Below are 20,089 nucleotides of genomic sequence, written 5' to 3'. Positions count from 1 at the left end.
ATACATTGTGGCTTTTCGTTAACCACTCACATTAACCGTTTGAGCCGCTTTTTTCGCCATATCGAGCGCATTATCAATCGAATCAGCTATTGCGAGTGCAACCCCTAAACGGCGAGTTCCTGCTATTTCAGGTTTTCCAAATAGACGCAATTGAATATCAGAACCCAGCGCTTGTTTAAGCCCTGAAAAAACAATATTTTGACTATGTAATTCAGGCAAAATAACCGCTGATGCACTGGGTCCATATTGGCGGATCATGCCAATAGGTAAGCCTAAAAATGCACGCACATGTAAAGCAAACTCGGATAAATTTTGTGAGATGAGTGTGACCATTCCAGTATCATGTGGTCGGGGAGAAACTTCATTAAAAATGATATCGTCACCACATACAAATAACTCGACTCCAAACAAACCATATCCACCTAATGCCGTAACAATCTTTGCAGCGACCTCCTGCGCATTTTGCAACGCTTTTTCGCTCATATGCTGTGGTTGCCATGATTCACGATAATCACCTTTTTCTTGGCGATGCCCAACAGGTGCACAAAAATGAATACCGTCACTTGCGCTGACCGTTAACATGGTGATTTCAAAATCAAAATGCACCATTTTCTCAACAATCACACGTCCTTGACCGGTGCGCCCACCCTCTTGTGAGTAGTGCCATGCAGATTCGAGCTCTTGTTCACAACGAATGACACTTTGTCCTTTACCTGAAGAGCTCATGACTGGCTTCACAATACATGGAAAACCTATCTCATTGGCAGCATTGATAAAATCAGTTTGCGTTTCAACAAACCGATAATCTGAAGTGGGCAAACCCAGTTCTTCTGCTGCAAGTTTACGTATGCCTTCACGGTTCATTGTTAAATAAACAGCATGTGCAGAAGGCACCACTTTTTGTCCTTGCTGTTCTAATTTCACAAGGGTTTTTGTCGCGATGGCTTCAATTTCTGGAACAATAAAATCGGGTTTTTCTTGCGCTACCAGCTGGCGAATCGCATCGCTATCTAACATGTTAATGGTATAGCAACGATGAGCAACGTGCATTGCAGGCGCATTGTCATAACGATCGACCGCAATAACCTCAATGCCCAAACGCTGACATTCAATAGCCACTTCTTTTCCTAGCTCACCTGAACCGAGTAACATAACTTTTGTTGCAGAAGGACAAAGTGCTGTACCTAATTGATTCATGATAGATAACCTTGTATGCAAATATGTCAATTTAATGGCGAAGATTATATACGCAATCGTTTGCTTTAACCACTAAAGATCTGAGCAATCTCTCCCTACATTACAGTTTTGGTGTTTTATCGCGCCCAGTAACGTAAGGAACCCGTTTATGGTATTCGTTGTAACGCTTATGCAATAAAGCAATAATGCAGCAGAGTAACCCCAACCAAATTAATGAGAAACTGACTCCTTTTACCCAATCAAATAGCTCATTAAATAAGAATACCGCCAGTAAAAATTGAATTGTCGGTTCAATATATTGTGCCAGTCCGATTACCGTCAATGTCGTGCGCTTAATTGCGGCGGTAAAAAACAGTAATGGAATAAACGTGACAGGAGCAGCGAGCATATAGAGTAGTTTAATTTGCCAATCCCCTGCGGCTACAGCACTACTCTCATTAACAGAGAGCCACCACGTGATCCCACCAGCGACAGGCAGTAACCAAATGGCTTCAATAAATAGTGAAGTAATAACATCGAAACGAATGAATTTACGGATCAAACCATAAACCGCAAAAGCACTGCCCATCACCAATGCAAGTAAAGGTAATTCACCATACTGCAAAATTTGAAAGCAAACGCCCGAAAAAATGAGCAATACCGCCATCTTTTCCGCGACAACAAGCCTTTCGTGTAAAAAAACAACGCCGAGTAAAATGGAAAATAAAGGATTAATAAAATAACCAAGACTCGCGGCTAGCACTTGCCCATGGGTTAAAGCATAGGTGAATGCGCCCCATGATATCGCCATAATCGCCGAACTAAATAGGCACAAAATTATCGAACGTTTATCCGCCCATACTTGTTGCCAAGCCGTTTTATTTTTAATCAGCAGACGGATCAGTAATAAAAAAGGGATCGACCAAATCACACGTTGAGCCAATAACTCTAAAGGTTCTGCTCCGGGTAATAAACGGTAAAAAAGTGGCGTGATCCCCCAAAGAATATAAGAAAAGATAGCTAATACTACCCCTGATCTTAGTAGCATAATTAATCCAAAATAGATGTTTTACAGATAAATTTTTACTGCCAGTATCATACGCTTTTATCTATTAATTTGAATTAATTAACATCACTATTCACATTAATATAGTCTTAGTTTTAAAGCTCTCGAATATGTAATGGTGGTTGCTGATTAATAAACAGAGTTAACTCTTTCTGCGTTGGCGCCGCGCTTATTGCCCCCTTACGCGTCGTTGCTAGCGCCCCACAAGCAGTAGCTTGAGTGATAATATTCATCAAATATTCCTCATTATCACTTAACCCAGCCTGAGCAATCGCTGCAAGCAGTCCTGCCATAAATGCATCTCCCGCCCCTGTGGTATCAACACTTTCAACCCGAAATGCACTCATACCTATTTGTTGGTTATGCGTCAAAACGATGCAGCCTTTGGCTCCTTGAGTGATAACTTTCAAACGAGCAGGATACCGTTTAAGCTTCTCGATGGCATTATCTAAGCTAAGGTCATCAACCAACCACAACAGTTCTTCTTCTGAAAGTTTCAGTATATCCGCCTGATAAGCAAATTGGTCGACCCTTGTCTGCATTTCAATAGGATCTGACCACATTTGAGGACGAATATTAATATCAAAACTGAGTAATCCCCCCGCTTGTTTAAGTTGCTCAATAGCCGCGGTTAATGAAGTGCGACACACAGAATGCACCAGTGCCAATGAACAAAAATGCAATATCGCTTTTTCAAATGCTGGTAGATTTTTATGACTTAAGAACTGATCCGCCGACGGCGAGACTAAAAAAGAAAATTCACGTTCCCCATTTTCTTGTAAAGACACTAAAACGGTGCTGGTATGATATTTTTCATCAAATTCCATCGCACGGGTATCGACCCCCATATCAAATAACGTCTTTTGCATAAAATGGCCAAAAGCATCTTCACCAACACGTCCAATAAAACCGCTAGGCTGTCCTAGCTTAGCAACTCCCGCTGCAACATTGACAGGAGCGCCACCAGCACAAGCTTCATATTGCATACTGTGCAAAGGAATTAAATCAACGACTGCATCTCCTAAAGACCAAACTTTCATAGGCTCTCCATCTCGACAATGAGTGACTCAACTAGCAATCATCACAATTAAAACAAATTAATGCTAGAAACTGCTTTTTGTTAACGTTAACATGATTTTTATTGAGTATAAATAAAAAACAGTTCGTAACGCGTGCGTTAGGTCACACCATCACATGATACGAATCACACTCCATTAAATAACCCACTATTCCACAACGATTGTATAGATAGAAATCATTAGTAACGAAAGGAACCATGATGAAACAGCGTATTCACCAAGCATCGATAGCACTTGAAATAGCGAGACAATCTCTCAACAGGCAGTTTTATCCTGAATATCATCTTGCAACCTACGCCGGCTGGCTGAATGATCCTAATGGGCTCATTTATCATGATGGGTTATATCATGCATTCTACCAGCATCATCCTTACAGCGCTGACTGGGGACCTATGCATTGGGGACATGCGACAAGTAAAGATATGATCCACTGGTCACATCAACCTATCGCGCTTGCTCCTGGTGATGAATATGATCGTGATGGATGCTTTTCAGGATCAGCCGTCAGTGATCAAGGCAAGTTATACTTATTTTATACTGGCCATATTTGGTTATCCAATGCAGGAAATGACAGCCAAATCTATCAAGCGCAATGTTTGGCCATAAGTCATGATGGTATTCATTTTGAAAAACACGGCGTCGTGATCCCTTCGCCTGAAGGTTACATGCATTTTCGAGACCCTAAAGTTTGGTTTCAGGATTCACGCTGGTGGATGGTTGTTGGCGCAAGAGATAGTCTCGATCAAGGACAAATTTTGCTCTTTAGCACCGATGACTTACTGAATTGGCCTGAAGAGTACCAAATACTGGCTAAAACAGACGATAAAAATGTTTATATGTGGGAATGTCCTGACTTTTTCCCGTTAGGCGAGCAATTCATCACACTATTTTCTCCTCAAGGAAAAAAACCATCTGGGCATCAATATCGAAATCGCTTTCAAAATGGTTATCTCGTCGGGAATTGGGCACCCGATCAATCTTATGAAATAACCAATCATTTTGCTGAAATCGATTTTGGTCATGATTTTTATGCGCCACAAACTTTTTTAGCTGAAGATGGCCGCCGTATTGCTATCGCGTGGATGGATATGTGGGAGAGCCATATGCCAACAAAAGCGCACGGCTGGGCAGGCAGCTTTACTGTACCTAGAGAATTAACGTTAAACGCCCAAGGAAAGGTGCTGGTCAATCCGATCAAAGAGTTACAATCATTAAGACAACAAGCAGTTAACCTCTCCGCTTGTACACTGGAAAAAAATAGCACGCTACCGATTTACCATGATGCTATCGCGTGTGAAATTGAATTAATTTGGGATTTACAAAACAGTCCCGCTGAAAAATTTGGTTTTTGGCTTGGTAACGGTACACAGTTTTTTATTGATGGACAGACACAGCAATTAACCTTATCCCGCCACTATCCTGAACATATCATCAGCGATTACCGTAGCGCCCCACTCCCACAAACTCGCTATCTCACCATACGTGCTTTTATTGATAGATCGAGCCTTGAAGTATTTATTAATGAAGGTGAAATGTGTTTTACCAGTCGAATTTATCCACAAGAAGGCGAGCGGGCTTTGACACTGTTTACAATTAACCAAAGTGCAAAGTTGATCAAAGGAACATTGTGGCCACTAAAAAGTGTCGCTGAATAATATGACCTGCGAGGATCGCTGATATCAGAGCGATCCTATCTCGTTAAAGAGATTCCCTATCGAGTAAATCACAAGAGACATATTGTGTCCCATTATTTTTCCTTTGCTCAATAATATGTAATGCGGCTTGTTGCCCTAATTGATAATGCGGCAATACAACGGTGCTTAATGGCGGATAAAACAGCTCTCCTACACCGATCATATTGTCATAGCCTAATACAGCAACATCCTCTGGGATACGTAACCCCTTACTCAGTAATACCTGATAAGTTAAAAAAGCAATACGGTCATTACCACAAACCACCACATCAAAATCAGGTTTCGCTTGCTTGCAATGTCGATTGATAAGATCAATCACATCACGATAGTGTTCATCCCCTAATGCTAAATGATACTGCTTTAAGGACTCTTCCCGTAGACCAGCACAACGCCATGCAGACTCCACAGCCTCTCTACGCGTTTTTCCTGCCACTGTTTCTTGCGGAATATATAAACAAAGGGGTTTTCTATAACCTTTTTCAATCAGCCGACATATCGCCTGATATTGACCATTGTAGTCATCAGGAATATAGGCAGGAAAACGATTTTGAGGGTCGATGCAATTCGCCAGCACTAAATGACTTTTATGCAGTCCTTCTGGAATAGTGACTTCACGTAATCCCATCGTTGTATAAATAATACCATCCGGCCGCTGAGACAATAATTGCCTTACGGCTCGTTCATTGTCTTCATTTGATGTGATGTTAACCACAAAACTACTCCAGCCAAATTGCCTTGCTGTCTGTTCTATTGAAAGAATGACCTCGACTGAGTATGGTGTCGTCGCTGTATCAAGCGCTAAAACACCCACGGTAGATATTTTCGAGCCTTTCCCTCGAATTTTTCTAGCCGAAAAATCAGGAACATAATTTAATGTTTGAATGGCTTGCTGCACCTGCTTAAGCGTCTCAGGTTTCAGCAGCTCGGGATTATTGATAGCTCTTGACACGGTCATTAGTGAAACATTAGCAAGTCGAGCTACATCTTTTAAAGAAGCCATTAAGTATTTTCACTCAGCCAGATATTAATAAATAAAAATTCTAACATGATAAAGATAAAAATCACCTACAGGAGTGATTAAATAACCTTGTTATTATCACGAATGAAACTATACTAAAATCTAGCAATAAGGCTTTTTATGACTACTATTTTACGATATTATCGTTCCATTACATAAAAAATTTTTATAACATGTCAGTAATATTTGATGTAGTTAATAAAAAGTAAGTGTAAATACTTATTATTTTGTCAGTCATTTATTAATTCTTACTCACTGACACAAACGTTAACCATTATTTCTACTTTTATATTAAATTTACCTAGCTGTGAAATATAATATAAATTAAGGTCTGTAAATACATTAATAATAAAACTAAAAAATTAGCAAGAAAATATTACCATTGGCTTACTTAGCCATCTGGTTCTACCTATTTTTTCAAAATTATATGAATATCAAATCAGTGTAACAGGAGTATGGTGATGAATAACACCATTCACGTAATCATAGAAAATGATAATGTCATTAAGAATAAACTGAAACTAATGATGGAATCTTTTGGTTTTAATTTTAAGTTCTATAATGACGAAACGTTATTTACAAGTAATTATACGTACCCTCAAGAAGAAGGAGCTAAAGAGTGTGTATTAATATTCTTAAACAATGAAAATAACCATATTGGCAGATTGAATAATATCGACGGCTCACTCGGTATTATCCCATTTATCGTCCTCTCCGAAAAACCATCAGTAGAACTTTGCCGTGAAAGTTTTAAATCTGGTGCCTTTGATTTCTTTTCATTCCCATTTTAAAGATTCTGATATCGTCCATGCGATAAACAATGCGATGGAACACTTTGTTAGTGAACATGCAGAACTCAATAAATACAACAAATTAACCGATAAATTTGATCGGCTTTCCAATCGAGAAAAAGAGATCATGGACATGATCCTTGAAGGCAATACAAGCAAGGAAACCGCTGAAAAATTAGCCCTTTCCCCTAGAACCGTTGAAGTACACCGATCAAATATTTATACAAAACTCGGTATAAAATCGTTACCGCAATTAATACAAGAATATGAGTATATAAATACATACTCTAGGAATTTATGAACTCATTGTTCATCAATGATTACTGTAGATAAAATTAATTTAGCTATTAATTAATCAGAAAATTTAACTATTTAATATAGTTTTATTTCAAATATTAAGATTTTACAGCTTTAATCACTATAGTTCATTTATATGGCTAGATTAATGGCATAGGCTGTCGTCTGTTTACTTACAACGTACAGCCTTCTTCGCTTATATCGTAATCTTACTTAGAAAAATTATTACTTACGTGATGAAATTATTTCGCGTATTATTTCTATATCACTAAGTAATATTAATCATGGCCGTACAAGTTACAGCCATTAATTTTAAAACTAAGTTACCGCTTTGTGAAATGTTATTATCTGAAAATTCACTTAGTATAAAAAAAAACAGTTCAAAATCGATATCTTAACATCAATCGTTAGTCAATAATTTTACCCTCCCTTCATTTTTAAATGACGATATTCATTAGTTGGAAACTTTAATATTACATCTAAAGTGAAATAAAACATTTTGTCTCCAAATGGCTATGCCATCGTCATTATTAAGAATATTCGTTAAATTATTTGTGATTTGTAAGTGTCTTAATCTTTATTGCTAAATATCAGCAGAAGCTCTCTCTTTTTTTCGTAACATTACTTATTATAAATCGATATCTATCGCCGCTAAGACTCACCAGAGGAGAAGAATATGATTGGTCTCATTATTGTTTCTCATAGCAAATTGCTTGCTGATGGAGTGCTCCAACTCGCAGAGCAGATACAGAATAAACAGCATTGTCAGATAATCACTGCGGCGGGTGTTGATGATGACACCCACCCTATTGGTACAGATGCAGTGAAAGTCATGGAGGCGATCGAAACCCTAGCAGATGCTACAGCGATTATTTTATTAATGGACTTAGGTAGCGCATTACTCAGTGCAGAAACTGCTCTCGACCTCATTGACGCTGAATTGGCAAAAAAAGTGCATTTGTGCAGTGCGCCTTTAGTCGAAGGAGCCATTGCTATCACTGCCTCTGCATCTACTGGTGCGTCAATTGATACAATTTTAAATGAAGCACGCCAAGCGCTTTATCCAAAACAACAGCAATTGAATGAGGCTAACGACATAACAGAGAAAGAAACACCAGCGCCTAGCAGCTTCTCTGAAAAAGCCATGATGACGGAATGGTTGGTACAGAATCCTTCAGGACTTCATATTCGCCCTGCGGCTAAATTGGCAACATTACTTTCAGGTTTTAAAGCAAAACTAGAATTACAAAACAACGAAAAGCGTGCGGATGCTAAAAGCATGAACCAAATCGCGCTATTACAGGTTCATCAAGGGGATAAAATTAGGCTTATTGCAGAAGGAGTGGATAGCCAAGAAGCTATCGACGCATTTAATCAACTGGCACAACAACACTTTGGTGATAATATCAGCACATCAAATGCGAATTCACTGATAGGAAAAGCCGCTTATGTTCCTTCCGTAACCGGATTTGCCTATCATATCCCTGAAAATAGCAAACTTTGCACTTTCTCTTATCAAGGCAGTAAACATGAGCTAGAGACGGCAACTCAAGCCATTAAAAGACTACAAAGACAGTTAAATACCCTAGCTGATTCACTCGCTGAGACTTATGGAAAAGAGATTGCCAATATTTTTCATGGCCACAGTGTATTATTAGATGACGATGATCTTATCGATTCCATTAAGCAAAAAATAGAACATGAATCGATAACGGCCTATGATGCCATATCCCAGGTATTTAGTGAAATATCAGAACAGTACCAACAACTCGATGATGACTATTTGCAAGCGCGATTTATTGATATTGATGACTTAAAAAACCAGCTACTTATGTCAATATCGTCGGCCTCCTCCTCCCCTTTGGTGCTTTCTGAGCCGACAATCCTTCTGACTCATCACTTAGGTCCTTCAGAATTACTGCACTATAACAACGCTAACGTGGTCGGAATTGCTCTCGCTCAGGGGTCCCCTTATTCACACACCTGTATTATTGCAACCAAAATGGGGATCCCCATTTTAGTCAATCTTGGTGAGAAAATTGATGAAATTCCCGAAAATGCAAAATTAACGCTATCCGTTGCAACAGAAACATTAACTATTGAGGCGCCTATTTCTGCATAAATAAACGATACGGCTTGCGATGTTTTAAAATCAGCATAATGTTCAACCATCGCAAGCCTCAACACAAGTCAGCCCAATGATGCGCAACAATACCTGCTAGCATTAACCCAAAATGATCCTTTTAAGCTTGTTAAGAAGACTGATGTTATCAAACCTATTTCCCCCTCTTCTAATGGCGTGAAACCGCTGCATCGAATTGCTACTTATATTCCTTGATGTCGATATCATACTGCTTCAACTTACGCCAGAGAGTCGTTCTTCCCATATTCAGCACTTGGTACATTTGCTGAATTTTTCCGTTACATACCTTAGCAGCCTCAATAATTGCTGATTTTTCAATTTCATGAATATTCAGTTCTCTAACGCAGGTAGCGGCACAATTATCAAAAGTCATATCCTGCATCTGAAGGTGACACTTAATTTTTTCACTGATTTCACGGGCGATCGATTGGGTTAACGCAAGAAGAAGGGTGTTATTTACCGTCTGAGATGCCAAAATAATGATGGCAACGAGAGTTTCATTTTCACTAAGAATAGGCGCGAGATAATAAAAGGTTCCCTGCCATTTGATTGGATGCTTAAACAAGCTAAGTGGGGTTTCCTGCATATCACAGGTTGCTAAAATATTGTGAATGAAAAAGGAGTTCTTCCAAATACGATTGGACCACAGCATCTCACCATAAGGTTCGATTAATGCAGTATCTATTACCAAATCGTTGATAGGTGACAAACCCTTTTCGATAGCAAGACTCGCAATATCAATTAACACGTCGGATGAAATAGTTCTTGCTATCTCTTCCTGTTCAGGAAAAATCACTGGAGATGAAAAATCAACAGACATAGCCATCCTTATACACCGATAAGTTATACTTTGATTATGTCTATTTTTTATTAAATTTTAATATCTCAAATCAAATAATCTATTGATAGATTTTTATCTATTGATCTAGAACAAAAAGTCAGGACATATCCAAATCAGAGATTATTACTGTCGCTGAGATAAAACGATTTCTTACTTATCCGATAAGAGTAAAATGCCCCAGTGATTGACATTCCAACGATTAGGGCACTTTACTGTTGATGTGCGGGTTATTCGTTAACGATCGACCCCCAGAGGTCATACTCATCAGCGTGTTCAATCAACACGTTAACAACATCACCGGGTTTCACTCCGAATTCACCATTCAAATAAACCATACCATCAATCTCAGGAGCATCAGCCATACTACGACCAATCGCGCCTTCATCATCGACTTCATCAATCATTACTGGTAAACGGCGGCCTATTTTTTCTTGTAATCTTTCGGTTGAAATCTGTTGCTGCAATTGCATAAAACGATGATAACGCTCTTCTTTAACATCCTCAGGAACTTGATCAGCAAGTTCGTTCGCTTTCGCCCCTTCAACTGGACTATATTTAAAGCAGCCTACGCGATCAAGACGAGCCTCTTGCAAGAAATCGAGCAACATTTGGAAATCGTCTTCCGTTTCGCCGGGAAAGCCCACAATAAAGGTCGAACGTAACGTTAATTCAGGGCAGATTTCCCGCCAACGCTTGATGCGTTCGAGAGTTCTTTCTACTGCCCCAGGACGCTTCATTAACTTTAAAATCTTTGGACTCGCGTGCTGTAATGGAATATCCAAATAAGGAAGTACTTTACCTTCCGCCATTAAAGGAATGACATCATCAACATGTGGGTATGGGTAGACATAATGCAAACGTACCCACACGCCAAGTGATGCGAGCTGTTCACATAATCCAACCATACTGGTTTTTACCGGTTTACCATCCCAAAACCCCATGCGATGCTTAACATCAACACCATAAGCAGAAGTATCTTGAGAGATCACTAATAATTCTTTAACCCCTGATTCAACCAAGCGCTTTGCTTCATTTAATACATCCCCGATAGCACGACTATCTAAGTCACCACGCATTGATGGAATAATGCAGAATGTACAACGGTGATTACAACCTTCTGAAATTTTAAGGTAGGCATAATGTTTTGGTGTTAATTTAACACCTTGCTCAGGAACTAAACTTAGGAAAGGATCATGTTCTGGCTTTGGTACATAGTGATGAACATGATTGAGAACTTGTTCATAGCTATGAGGACCTGTGATTTCCAGCACTTTAGGATGAACTTCGCGAATTTGATTTTCTTTAGCGCCAAGACATCCAGTCACAATTACTTTGCCGTTTTCATTTAATGCTTCACCAATCGCTTCAAGCGATTCTTGAACCGCACTATCAATAAAACCGCAAGTATTAACAATAACCAAATCAGCATCATCATAACTTGGTACGACTTGATAGCCATCCGTACGTAGTTCAGTCAGGATGCGCTCAGAATCAACAAGATTTTTCGGGCAGCCAAGTGAAACGAAGCCAATTTTTGGCACCGGATTAGTATTTTGCGACATAACTCACTTCTTTTATTGTTTTAAAAAATGGGCTGGATTTTACCTGAAGTATAGTAGGAATTGTATAAATTTTTATCTATAAAACTATTTTTATTAAACGATTTATGCTTGGCGGATTTTGTCGATATAAAGCCAAAAACCATGAGCGCCTTTCTTGTTGATAGCTACAAAATTTAGCTTATGTTACCATTTGAATTCACTGAAAATAATTGATTACAACGACTCGCCTTTAGAAAATGAAAAAATACAATAACAAAAAACGTAAAAACAAAAGTCGAAATAGAAACCACGATAGCGACAACCGTCATATTGTTAGCACTGATAGTCGGAATCGTGATAATAGTACTCGCAACGAGCATCGTCATTACACCCATTTAGAAACAATGGCTTACCCATTACCTAATGAATTAAAACTTCCTATAGCATCGATCATTGGACATGGTAATCAAACATTTACTTATTTTATATGGCTATTTTGTACTTTAATATGTGCATTGACTTCTCTTATTCTATGGAATGTTATCTCAGGAAGGTTCCTTTTTGTCACTATTGAGATCGTCCTATTAGTTTCATTTTATACTCTACTAAAACGATTTAATAAAACTGTTAGTTATTTTTCTATCGATAATAACGGATTTCGCTTTATTTGTGATCCATATCCAAACATGAACGTTGAAATACTCTGGGAAAATATTTGCTCTGAATATGTTGTTCATATCGAAACAGGCGGTAGATATAGTCCTAACTATCTTGTTTTTCAGTATAAAAACGCCTCAAATGAGAGTAAAGAATATAAATTACCCATCGAAAATTGGATTAACTATTCCCCCTTCTCTCCAGTAGAAAAAAGAAAATTGATGCTCAAAGCGCTACTTAAAGGGCTTGCGAGAATTCCTGATATCAAAATCAACCAACGTGTATTCACTAAACTCGATATAGACCCACAAACATTTAAATTTGCACCATCAAAGAGAAGGTCAGAAAATATATATTGCATGATTTTGACCATCATCGTTTTAGGAATTTCATTGATGTTATGGCTATTTTGGGTCACAATTTTACCGCTTTCATGGGCTTTAGTTTTGTGCTTAGCTTCAACTGTGCTTATCGCTATTGGGGTAATTCTATTCTTTACTTGGCTTTATCCCGAATTCGAAGGCAATATCCGCTATATCAATGATATTAATAAATAATCATCTTAACTGTAGCATTTTTTTCATTTGGGCAACCAAGTGACATGAAGCCAATTTTTGGCGCCGGATTGGTATTTTGCGACTTAACTCACGTCTGTTATTGGGTTAAAAATGAGCCGAGTTTTACCTGACGTATATTTTAGCGCTATAAATCGCTTTTTCAGCAGAACCATAGACTCTTATAGCGGCTCAATTCGCAGTTCATCTGTAGTGATCACATTAGCCGTCCGATAGATGATTGTTCTATTCTGAAAATCTTTCCGCGAGATAACCTCCCCTTAATTGATCGTAACTCTGTCTATAACGAGAATAAAACATCCTTAATCAGCACGATAACGAGTTAAAAAATAAGCTTATTTATACGAAAAATGATGAATGTTAATAAAGTGAGATAGAGTAAAGTATAAAAAACTCGAACTAAAATTTATATTTAGCGGAAATTTAATCGTGTAACTAATGCTAAAAAGTATTGATTATTGAGTTCTCGTTTATAAATTTATTCGTATAAAAAGCTATTATTTCATTGTGTGATAGATCATAAGATTATAGGGTAAACAATGCAAAACAAGGAGCCTGTCTTGGTAAAAAAATCCAATAAAATAATAAGTTACCTAGCGTTATTAATGATAACGGGTTGCTCTAACACGATAAAAAACCATGACCCTATACTTGTTAACGATTTTCAAGACCAGTATGTTGATTATATTTTAGTTCCCGTCACGATAAATGGTAAGAAATACACATTTTTATTAGACACTGGCTCATCAACATCTGTTATTGATCAATCCTTGGTCAACAAATTAACAAGCAACCTTGATGCACCACCCGCCTTTTATCAAAAATACTTTAATGTCGTAAAAACTGTCAGTGATAATAAAAAAATGGCGGACGTTAATTTTGTTAATCCCATTTCCTTTTATATTGGGGAAAAGTACTTTAATGGCGGAGACTTCTGGGCTGCAAATGATCTTAGCCTGCTATCACAAATGGTAGGCGAAAATATTTCAGGGATACTCGGTATTGATATTTTTAGACGATTAAATTGGGAAATCGATAACAAAAATAAAGTATTAACGCTCTATGATAATCCTCCTAATATCAATAACTATGAGCAGTGTATTACATATGATGATTACACGCTTGGAGCTCCCTCTTTCAATGCTTACTTTGATGATAAGACCTATGTGAATGTTAAATTAGATACTGGATCCAAAGTGAGCTATTTGTCTTCTGAATTTTTAGATTATCTAAAAGAAAATAAAATCAATAAGATGGAAAAAATAGAACAATTTGACAATGCAATTACCATCGATTTTTCTGGTGTGAATAACAAAAAAGAAGATCTGTATCGAATTCAGCAAGTTCAATTAAATGATACTACACTCATCGACCAAAAATTTGCTGAAAATAATAATAATGCTTATGCTATTGGCATGTCTGCATTAGCTTCATTTGATAAATATCTATTATCGCCAGATAGAATGCTCGTCTGCTATAATAGTCATAAATCCCCAGAGAAAGAATTGGAGGATATTAGAAAAATAAATATCCGGATGTTTAATAACAATATTGAATTCTTTTATAATAATGAGGATACCCTCGCTAAATACCCTATTCAAAATGGGGATGTTTTAATGAGTCTCAATGGGGTTTCATACCCAACAAAGGCTTTAGTCAAAGTGCAACATTTGATCAATACATTACCCAAAGGACAGCTATCTTTGGTTTTACGTCGACAAGGAACGTTAATAAAAGTCGATTTTTAAAATCCATATTGTTCCAATTTGATTAATCAAATACCATTTTAAAATATTTAAATAACAAATAGATAGCTAATAGAAATAATCCGAATCACACCGTCAGATGATGTGATTCGGATTGCAAAATATGATTGATTAACGATTAATCGAACGAGCAATACGCGAGTAAGTGTGTCTCACACCACGGATAACAATGCCATAATTAAGAATGTTTTCAGGTAATGCAATACCGTTATAGCCTGAATCACCAATATGATGTAGATCTGTTCCTGCCATTTTGCACATCAACGCAATTTGACGGATGGTTTGTAAATCAGCGCCTTCTTGTGATGTTCCAATCGCTGTCATTGTTAATACACCTTGAGAATGACAGTAAGCCACCATCCTTTGCACAAATTCAGCTGAAATACCGGGTACCGTTCCCGGCGCGGGCAAAAGGATCACATCGGCACCGCTATCAATAAAACTTCGAATATCAACTTCTGTAATCAACTGCTCTGCTGACTCATTGAGAACACCAGCAGCGTGCATTTTTCCGGTAATTAAAATGACCTCTTCACCAACAACCGCTTTTAATTCTTTTAGACTTAAATTGATTTCTTGATTGGTGACTCCATTACCTGGATTGCCCGTTAGCACAATAATGTCAACGCCCATCTCCTTTAATTTTATTGCGTTTTTTACCGTGGCTAAACGGCCTTCAGAAATCTTCCACTGCACATCCTGATTGGGATTATTAAACCCCGCAGGAACAGGTTCCAGATTTACACCAATGGCTCGACCTGTAAGGTGTTTTAAAGTCCGGATAATCTCTTGTGGTTCTATATTTGAAGGGAGACCTTGCACAACCGGATTATCAACATCAAAAATATTCAATAATAAAATATCCGCCCCTTGACTTGCGGCGAGCTCCGCATTTGTCACATTCATTAAAACAGGCTGTATCGTACCAATGGTTTCAGAAACCAAAAGGCGCCCTTCACTCCCCTTAATGGCTTCTAATAACGCCTTTTTATTCATGCGCGATATTTCAGAAGCGGTACAATCAAGATAACGTTTTTGCATGCTTTACACCTTTATTTATTCGTAGGCTAATAATAAATAAACTCTGTTCAATTTATCGTGACATATAATCAATAAGCTGAATACATTTTGGCGCAAAAGATATTTTTCAAAAAATAATAACTTTCCTACTGTAACTATTTTTCTAAAACTTTTCATATATTTGGCTATAAATTAAATTTTTGGCCTCAAACTTTAACTTGAACAGCATGAATAATAATGATTATCATTGCGTTCCAATAATAAATAATGGTAAGGACAAGACGATGAAACTCGCTTATCAAGCAGCTGTTTCGGGTTTAGCTTTATTCTCAATCACTGCTTTTGCTCAAGAATATCCTTTAGGACAACCTATCATTAAAGATGGAATGGAGATTCAAGGGGTTTATCTTCAACCAATAACAATGGATACAGAAGAAGGCCATCAAGGGATGTCCCACCTTGCTGCCGATAAAGCAGATATCCATTTAGAAGCAGATATCCATGCGGTTGAGGATAATCCAAATGGATTTGCTGAAGGTGATTGGATCCCATACCTCACTATCGAATACACAGTCAAAAAACTCGGCGATAAGCCACAAACTCAAACAGGCACATTCATGCCGATGGTCGCTAGTGATGGCCCTCATTATGGTCAAAACATCAAATTGGATGGCAACGGTAAATACCAAGTCACCTATAAGATCTATCCGCCATCCCATAATAAACAAGTCGCATTTGGTCGCCATATTGATAAAGAAACAGGGGTAGCTCCATGGTTCAAACCTTTTGAAGTTTCATGGGAGTTTGACTATGCGGGTGTAGGCCGAAAAGGTAGCTACTAACCCACAGATCGATACTCAGCGTTATTCTCGACGCGGCAAAACGACAAGCATATGCAACACGGGAAATAGCTAGAAACGATCCCCCCGTGTACAGAAAGGAGTCAACAACGCTGCGACTTGCAATATAACGGGTATATCATTTCAGGGCTAGCCGCTGCTTAATTGCTGCGTATAGCCCTTTTATTTGTCGTTATGTTTAGAGCCACTAAAATGAAAACATTACTAAGTTTAGCCCTTTTGCTATTTTCAGCACTCATACCCAATGCGGCTTTCGCAGCAGAAAAATTTACCGTTGAATTAGAAATGAAGAACGGTGATTTAATCCCACGTGTGCTTGAAGTTCCTGCAAAAACGATTATTCGTATCAAAATAACTAACACAGGAACTGAACCCGCTGAGTTTGAAAGCACACAATTGCGTAAAGAAAAAGTTCTCGCGCCGGGAGCTAGCTCTGTTGTGGTTATTGCTCCCCTAAAACCGGGAAGTTATACCTTTTTTGATGATTTCCACCTGTCTCACCCAAAAGGTGAGATCATCGCGAAATAGAAGGATAAATTATGGGGCAAGTTCTATTTGTTGTCTGGCGAGAAAGCTTTGAAGCATTGCTAGTCATTGGCATTATTTATGCTTGGATAAAACACCATCCTGACTCTCGCAATGGCATGAAGTTTTTATGGGGGGGAGTTGCCCTCGGCCTTATCGTTTCTGTTCTATTAGCACTATTGATTTATGGTGTTTTTAACGTTCTCGATGATACGGGTCAATCTCTATTTATGATCTTTATGGAATTGCTTGCCTGTGTTTTGATCGTCCAAATGGTATATTGGATGAATAAACATGGTCGGTCCTTAAAATCTGAAATTGAATCGGGTATTAGCCGTAATGCAGCACACCACAATTGGTGGGGAGCTACGCTGATTATTGCCATTGCCATTGCTCGCGAAGGAAGTGAAATTGTTGTCTTCCTGTCTAGTTTTATCATGTCATTAAATGCTGAAAATGCCTCCGAATTTACGATAGAAGTTGCTGCCGGTATTTTAATTGCAGGTTTGACACTCTATGCCTTCTTACTCACTAATCGTTTTGTTTCATGGAAGATATTTTTTAAAGCGACAGGCGTCATTCTATTATTTCTTGCCCTCTCTCTCTTACTCAAAGGGGTTGAAGAAAGCGCTAACTTATTCATTGAATACGATTATCCTATCCCTGAATTTTTAATTTATCCTGCATGGGATACCACGGCTTTGCTTGATGACTCAAATATTGCCGGTAACTTTATTTCTTCTTTCTTTGCTTATCGGTCACAGCCTATATGGTTAAGTGTTATTACATTTGTGCTTTATTGGATTATCGTTATCACGCTGTTTTCTCGAGGTAAAAAACATGCGTAATACAAGAATATCTACACCAATACTATTGGGTATAAGCTTAGTTTTAATGATGGCGATGCCTACCTCTGCGCTGGCCAAAGCATTGAGGTCCCCAGTACAAACGGGTGATGATATCATTATCGCTAAGGGGGATATCCCAACCCCTGAAAAATATCATCCTGCTATCAGAGCCTATTTAGACTATACGCGTACTCAATTACAGGACATGTTTTCTCAGTTAGAAATCTTAAAGAGCAGCCTTAAAGTCGGTGATTTAACCGCAGCCGAGCGAGCTTACATCCAAGCTCATCAATATTATGAATCCGTTCGTCCTATCATCATTCTATTTGGTAATACTGACCGCATAATCAATGCAAGGGCTGACTATTTTCTTGATAAAGAAAAAGATTATCGTTTTACTGGTTTTCATCTCGTTGAATATCAATTATTTGATCGCAAAGATAATACCGCTGCGATGCGTGCAACCGATGAATTACTCATGAAAGCACAAGATTTGCAAAAGCGGGTTGCCACTGAAAATATTGAAATCCCCAAATTGGTTCAAGCATCAGCAGATTTTATTGAGATGATTCTAGAAACCAAAATGGCTGGCAAAGAAAATATCTATAGCCAATCTGATTTAACGGATATTGCTGCAAATCTACGTGGCTCACAAGAAGTGATCAACGTACTGGCTCCTTTTATCGAGCCAAAACAACTTCAGCGCATCCAAGATAATTACCTAGAAGCCTATCGTATTATCAAACCATATCAATTAACACCTAATCATTATCAGAGTTATAAGCAGTTTGATAAAAAAGACATGATGACGCTTTATTCTGTATTAACACAACAGGCTGAAGATCTTGCACAACTTCGATATCAGCTCGGTGTTGATGTGTATTACAAGTATTGAGGTAACAAGCCATGAAGGCGAAATCACATAACCATGCTACGTCAATTAGCTTTTCTCGACGTAATGCACTAAAAACCTTAGCTGTTGGCAGCTTTATGGCAGCAGCCCCAACCCTGGCAGCAAATACTCGTCAAAACCAATGCCAATCTTCCTATGAGAAAACCATCCCTTATGAAGGTTTACATCAAGCAGGGGTATTAACGCCAGAACAAAAAAATGCTTCATTTATTGCCTTTAATGTCACTGCCGACTCACTTGATAAATTACAAAAACTGTTTGAAATTTTGACAAATAGGATTGCCTATCTCACACAAGTACAAAAAGCACCTAACACTCACAATGATCGTATGCCACCAGCCGAATCCGGCATTCTTGGGAGCAACCTCCAACCTGATTCCTTGACTGTTACCGTTTCATTAGGTCATAGCCTATTCGATGCTCGATTTGGTTTGGATAAAATCAAGCCTCGTTACCTTGTTGAAATGACAAGCTTCCCCAATGATAGACTGGAACAGCAATGGTGTGGCGGGGATATTAGTTTACAAATTTGCGCCAATAGCCAAGAAAGTGTCATCTATGCATTACGCGATCTCTTGCGCCATACCGCTCCGTTGATGTTCCCTATCTGGAAAATAGATGGTTTTTTACCTTCACGAGATATTGATAACCACTCAACGCCAATCAATTTATTTGGTTTCAAAGATGGCACTGGCAATGCCCCAACCAGCGATAGCCAACTGATGAATGAATTGATTTGGGTCACAGAGGATAACAAAGAACCTAAATGGTGTGTTGGTGGCACTTATCAAGCAGTGCGCCTTATCCGGTTTAATCTTGAATTTTGGGATAGAACGCCCCTCGAAGACCAAGAAAACGACTTTGGTCGTCATAAAGATAGCGGCGCGCCTATTGGTATGAAGCAGGAACATGACGATCCTGAATTTGCTAAAGATCCTCATGGCGATCGCATATTGTTTGATTCTCATATGCGCCGTGCTGAGCCTCGCAACCCTGAGCGTTATACGGCTAAATTAAGGCGCCGTAGCTATAGTTATTCTCTTGGTTTAACAACTAATGGGCTACTCGATATGGGGCTAATCTTTGTTTCATATCAAAAAAATCTTAAAACCGGTTTTATTGATACCCAAAAACGCCTTAATGGCGAGCCACTTGAGCGCTATATTAAACCTTTTGGTGGCGGTTACTATTTTGTTGTGCCTGGTATTCAAAATACGTCAGAGTATCTCGCTCAAGGCATGTTTGAGGCACTCAAACAACCCCGTTAAGCCTTAATCCA

The 20,089-nt window shown here is 38.4% G+C and carries 18 protein-coding genes; 11 read left to right on the top strand and 7 right to left on the bottom strand.

What is annotated here, in order from left to right; all coding sequences use genetic code 11:
• Nucleotides 1-18: 18 nt before the first annotated feature.
• The 3 genes from purT to G3341_RS04860 all read right to left on the bottom strand — a co-directional run bounded on the left by purT (nt 19) and on the right by G3341_RS04860 (nt 3,282).
• Complete coding sequence (gene purT / locus G3341_RS04870) at nt 19-1,197, bottom strand: formate-dependent phosphoribosylglycinamide formyltransferase (protein ID WP_163860816.1); 1,179 nt, start codon at nt 1,195-1,197, stop codon at nt 19-21.
• A 100-nt stretch (nt 1,198-1,297) separates the two neighbouring features.
• Nucleotides 1,298-2,224 carry an EamA family transporter RarD gene (gene rarD, locus G3341_RS04865; protein WP_163860815.1) on the bottom strand — a complete coding sequence of 309 codons (927 nt, stop codon included), beginning with the start codon at nt 2,222-2,224 and terminating at the stop codon, nt 1,298-1,300.
• Between the two features lie 113 nt (nt 2,225-2,337).
• Nucleotides 2,338-3,282: an aminoimidazole riboside kinase gene (locus G3341_RS04860; RefSeq protein ID WP_163860814.1), complete on the bottom strand. Its 945-nt coding sequence runs from the start codon at nt 3,280-3,282 to the stop codon at nt 2,338-2,340.
• Nucleotides 3,283-3,521: 239 nt separating this feature from the next.
• On the opposite strand from G3341_RS04860, the gene G3341_RS04855 reads away from it, so the two are divergent.
• Complete coding sequence (locus G3341_RS04855; RefSeq protein ID WP_163860813.1) at nt 3,522-4,976, top strand: glycoside hydrolase family 32 protein; 1,455 nt, start codon at nt 3,522-3,524, stop codon at nt 4,974-4,976.
• A 43-nt stretch (nt 4,977-5,019) separates the two neighbouring features.
• Here the strand turns inward: G3341_RS04855 and G3341_RS04850 are convergent, their stop codons facing one another.
• Nucleotides 5,020-6,015, bottom strand: coding sequence for a LacI family DNA-binding transcriptional regulator (locus G3341_RS04850; protein ID WP_163860812.1), 996 nt, complete (start codon nt 6,013-6,015; stop codon nt 5,020-5,022).
• A gap of 479 nt (nt 6,016-6,494) precedes the next feature.
• Between G3341_RS04850 and G3341_RS20635 the strand changes: the two genes are divergently transcribed.
• From G3341_RS20635 to dhaM, 3 genes are all read left to right on the top strand, one after another.
• Nucleotides 6,495-6,824, top strand: a complete 330-nt coding sequence (locus G3341_RS20635) for a hypothetical protein (protein WP_244316479.1) — start codon at nt 6,495-6,497, stop codon at nt 6,822-6,824.
• Nucleotides 6,775-7,125: a response regulator transcription factor gene (locus G3341_RS20630; RefSeq protein ID WP_244316478.1), complete on the top strand. Its 351-nt coding sequence runs from the start codon at nt 6,775-6,777 to the stop codon at nt 7,123-7,125. Before G3341_RS20635 ends, G3341_RS20630 begins: the two co-directional genes overlap by 50 nt.
• Nucleotides 7,126-7,797: 672 nt before the next feature.
• Entirely contained in the window at nt 7,798-9,243 is a 1,446-nt protein-coding gene (gene dhaM, locus G3341_RS04840) for a dihydroxyacetone kinase phosphoryl donor subunit DhaM (protein WP_163860811.1), read from the top strand.
• Nucleotides 9,244-9,442: 199 nt separating this feature from the next.
• On the opposite strand, the gene G3341_RS20935 is transcribed toward dhaM, so the two are convergent.
• Nucleotides 9,443-10,090, bottom strand: coding sequence for a helix-turn-helix domain-containing protein (locus tag G3341_RS20935; protein ID WP_419555471.1), 648 nt, complete (start codon nt 10,088-10,090; stop codon nt 9,443-9,445).
• Nucleotides 10,091-10,332: 242 nt separating this feature from the next.
• Entirely contained in the window at nt 10,333-11,667 is a 1,335-nt protein-coding gene (rimO, locus tag G3341_RS04830) for a 30S ribosomal protein S12 methylthiotransferase RimO (RefSeq protein WP_163860810.1), read from the bottom strand.
• 236 nt (nt 11,668-11,903) lie between these two features.
• On the opposite strand from rimO, the gene G3341_RS04825 reads away from it, so the two are divergent.
• Complete coding sequence (locus G3341_RS04825; RefSeq protein WP_163860809.1) at nt 11,904-12,860, top strand: hypothetical protein; 957 nt, start codon at nt 11,904-11,906, stop codon at nt 12,858-12,860.
• Between the two features lie 557 nt (nt 12,861-13,417).
• Nucleotides 13,418-14,626: a retropepsin-like aspartic protease gene (locus tag G3341_RS04820; RefSeq protein ID WP_163860808.1), complete on the top strand. Its 1,209-nt coding sequence runs from the start codon at nt 13,418-13,420 to the stop codon at nt 14,624-14,626.
• 129 nt (nt 14,627-14,755) lie between these two features.
• On the opposite strand, the gene G3341_RS04815 is transcribed toward G3341_RS04820, so the two are convergent.
• Nucleotides 14,756-15,685 (bottom strand): haloacid dehalogenase-like hydrolase, encoded by a 930-nt coding sequence (locus G3341_RS04815; protein WP_154625016.1) that lies wholly within the window; start codon nt 15,683-15,685, stop codon nt 14,756-14,758.
• A gap of 263 nt (nt 15,686-15,948) precedes the next feature.
• On the opposite strand from G3341_RS04815, the gene G3341_RS04810 reads away from it, so the two are divergent.
• The 5 genes from G3341_RS04810 to efeB all read left to right on the top strand — a co-directional run bounded on the left by G3341_RS04810 (nt 15,949) and on the right by efeB (nt 20,078).
• Nucleotides 15,949-16,506: an iron transporter gene (locus G3341_RS04810; protein WP_154625015.1), complete on the top strand. Its 558-nt coding sequence runs from the start codon at nt 15,949-15,951 to the stop codon at nt 16,504-16,506.
• Between the two features lie 210 nt (nt 16,507-16,716).
• Nucleotides 16,717-17,052 (top strand): cupredoxin domain-containing protein, encoded by a 336-nt coding sequence (locus tag G3341_RS04805; RefSeq protein ID WP_154625014.1) that lies wholly within the window; start codon nt 16,717-16,719, stop codon nt 17,050-17,052.
• 11 nt (nt 17,053-17,063) lie between these two features.
• A complete protein-coding gene (locus G3341_RS04800; RefSeq protein WP_163860807.1) occupies nt 17,064-17,897 on the top strand; it encodes an FTR1 family iron permease in 834 nt (277 codons plus the stop codon).
• Entirely contained in the window at nt 17,890-18,792 is a 903-nt protein-coding gene (locus G3341_RS04795) for an EfeM/EfeO family lipoprotein (RefSeq protein WP_163860806.1), read from the top strand. The genes G3341_RS04800 and G3341_RS04795 overlap by 8 nt, the downstream gene beginning before the upstream one ends.
• Nucleotides 18,793-18,803: 11 nt before the next feature.
• Complete coding sequence (gene efeB / locus G3341_RS04790) at nt 18,804-20,078, top strand: iron uptake transporter deferrochelatase/peroxidase subunit (RefSeq protein WP_163860805.1); 1,275 nt, start codon at nt 18,804-18,806, stop codon at nt 20,076-20,078.
• The last annotated feature ends 11 nt before the right edge of the window (nt 20,079-20,089 follow it).

Source organism: Providencia vermicola (assembly GCF_010748935.1).
Taxonomy (GTDB): domain Bacteria; phylum Pseudomonadota; class Gammaproteobacteria; order Enterobacterales; family Enterobacteriaceae; genus Providencia; species Providencia zhejiangensis.
The sequence above is the reverse complement of the archived record's forward strand: the minus strand, read 5'-3'. Positions and strand labels throughout refer to the sequence as shown.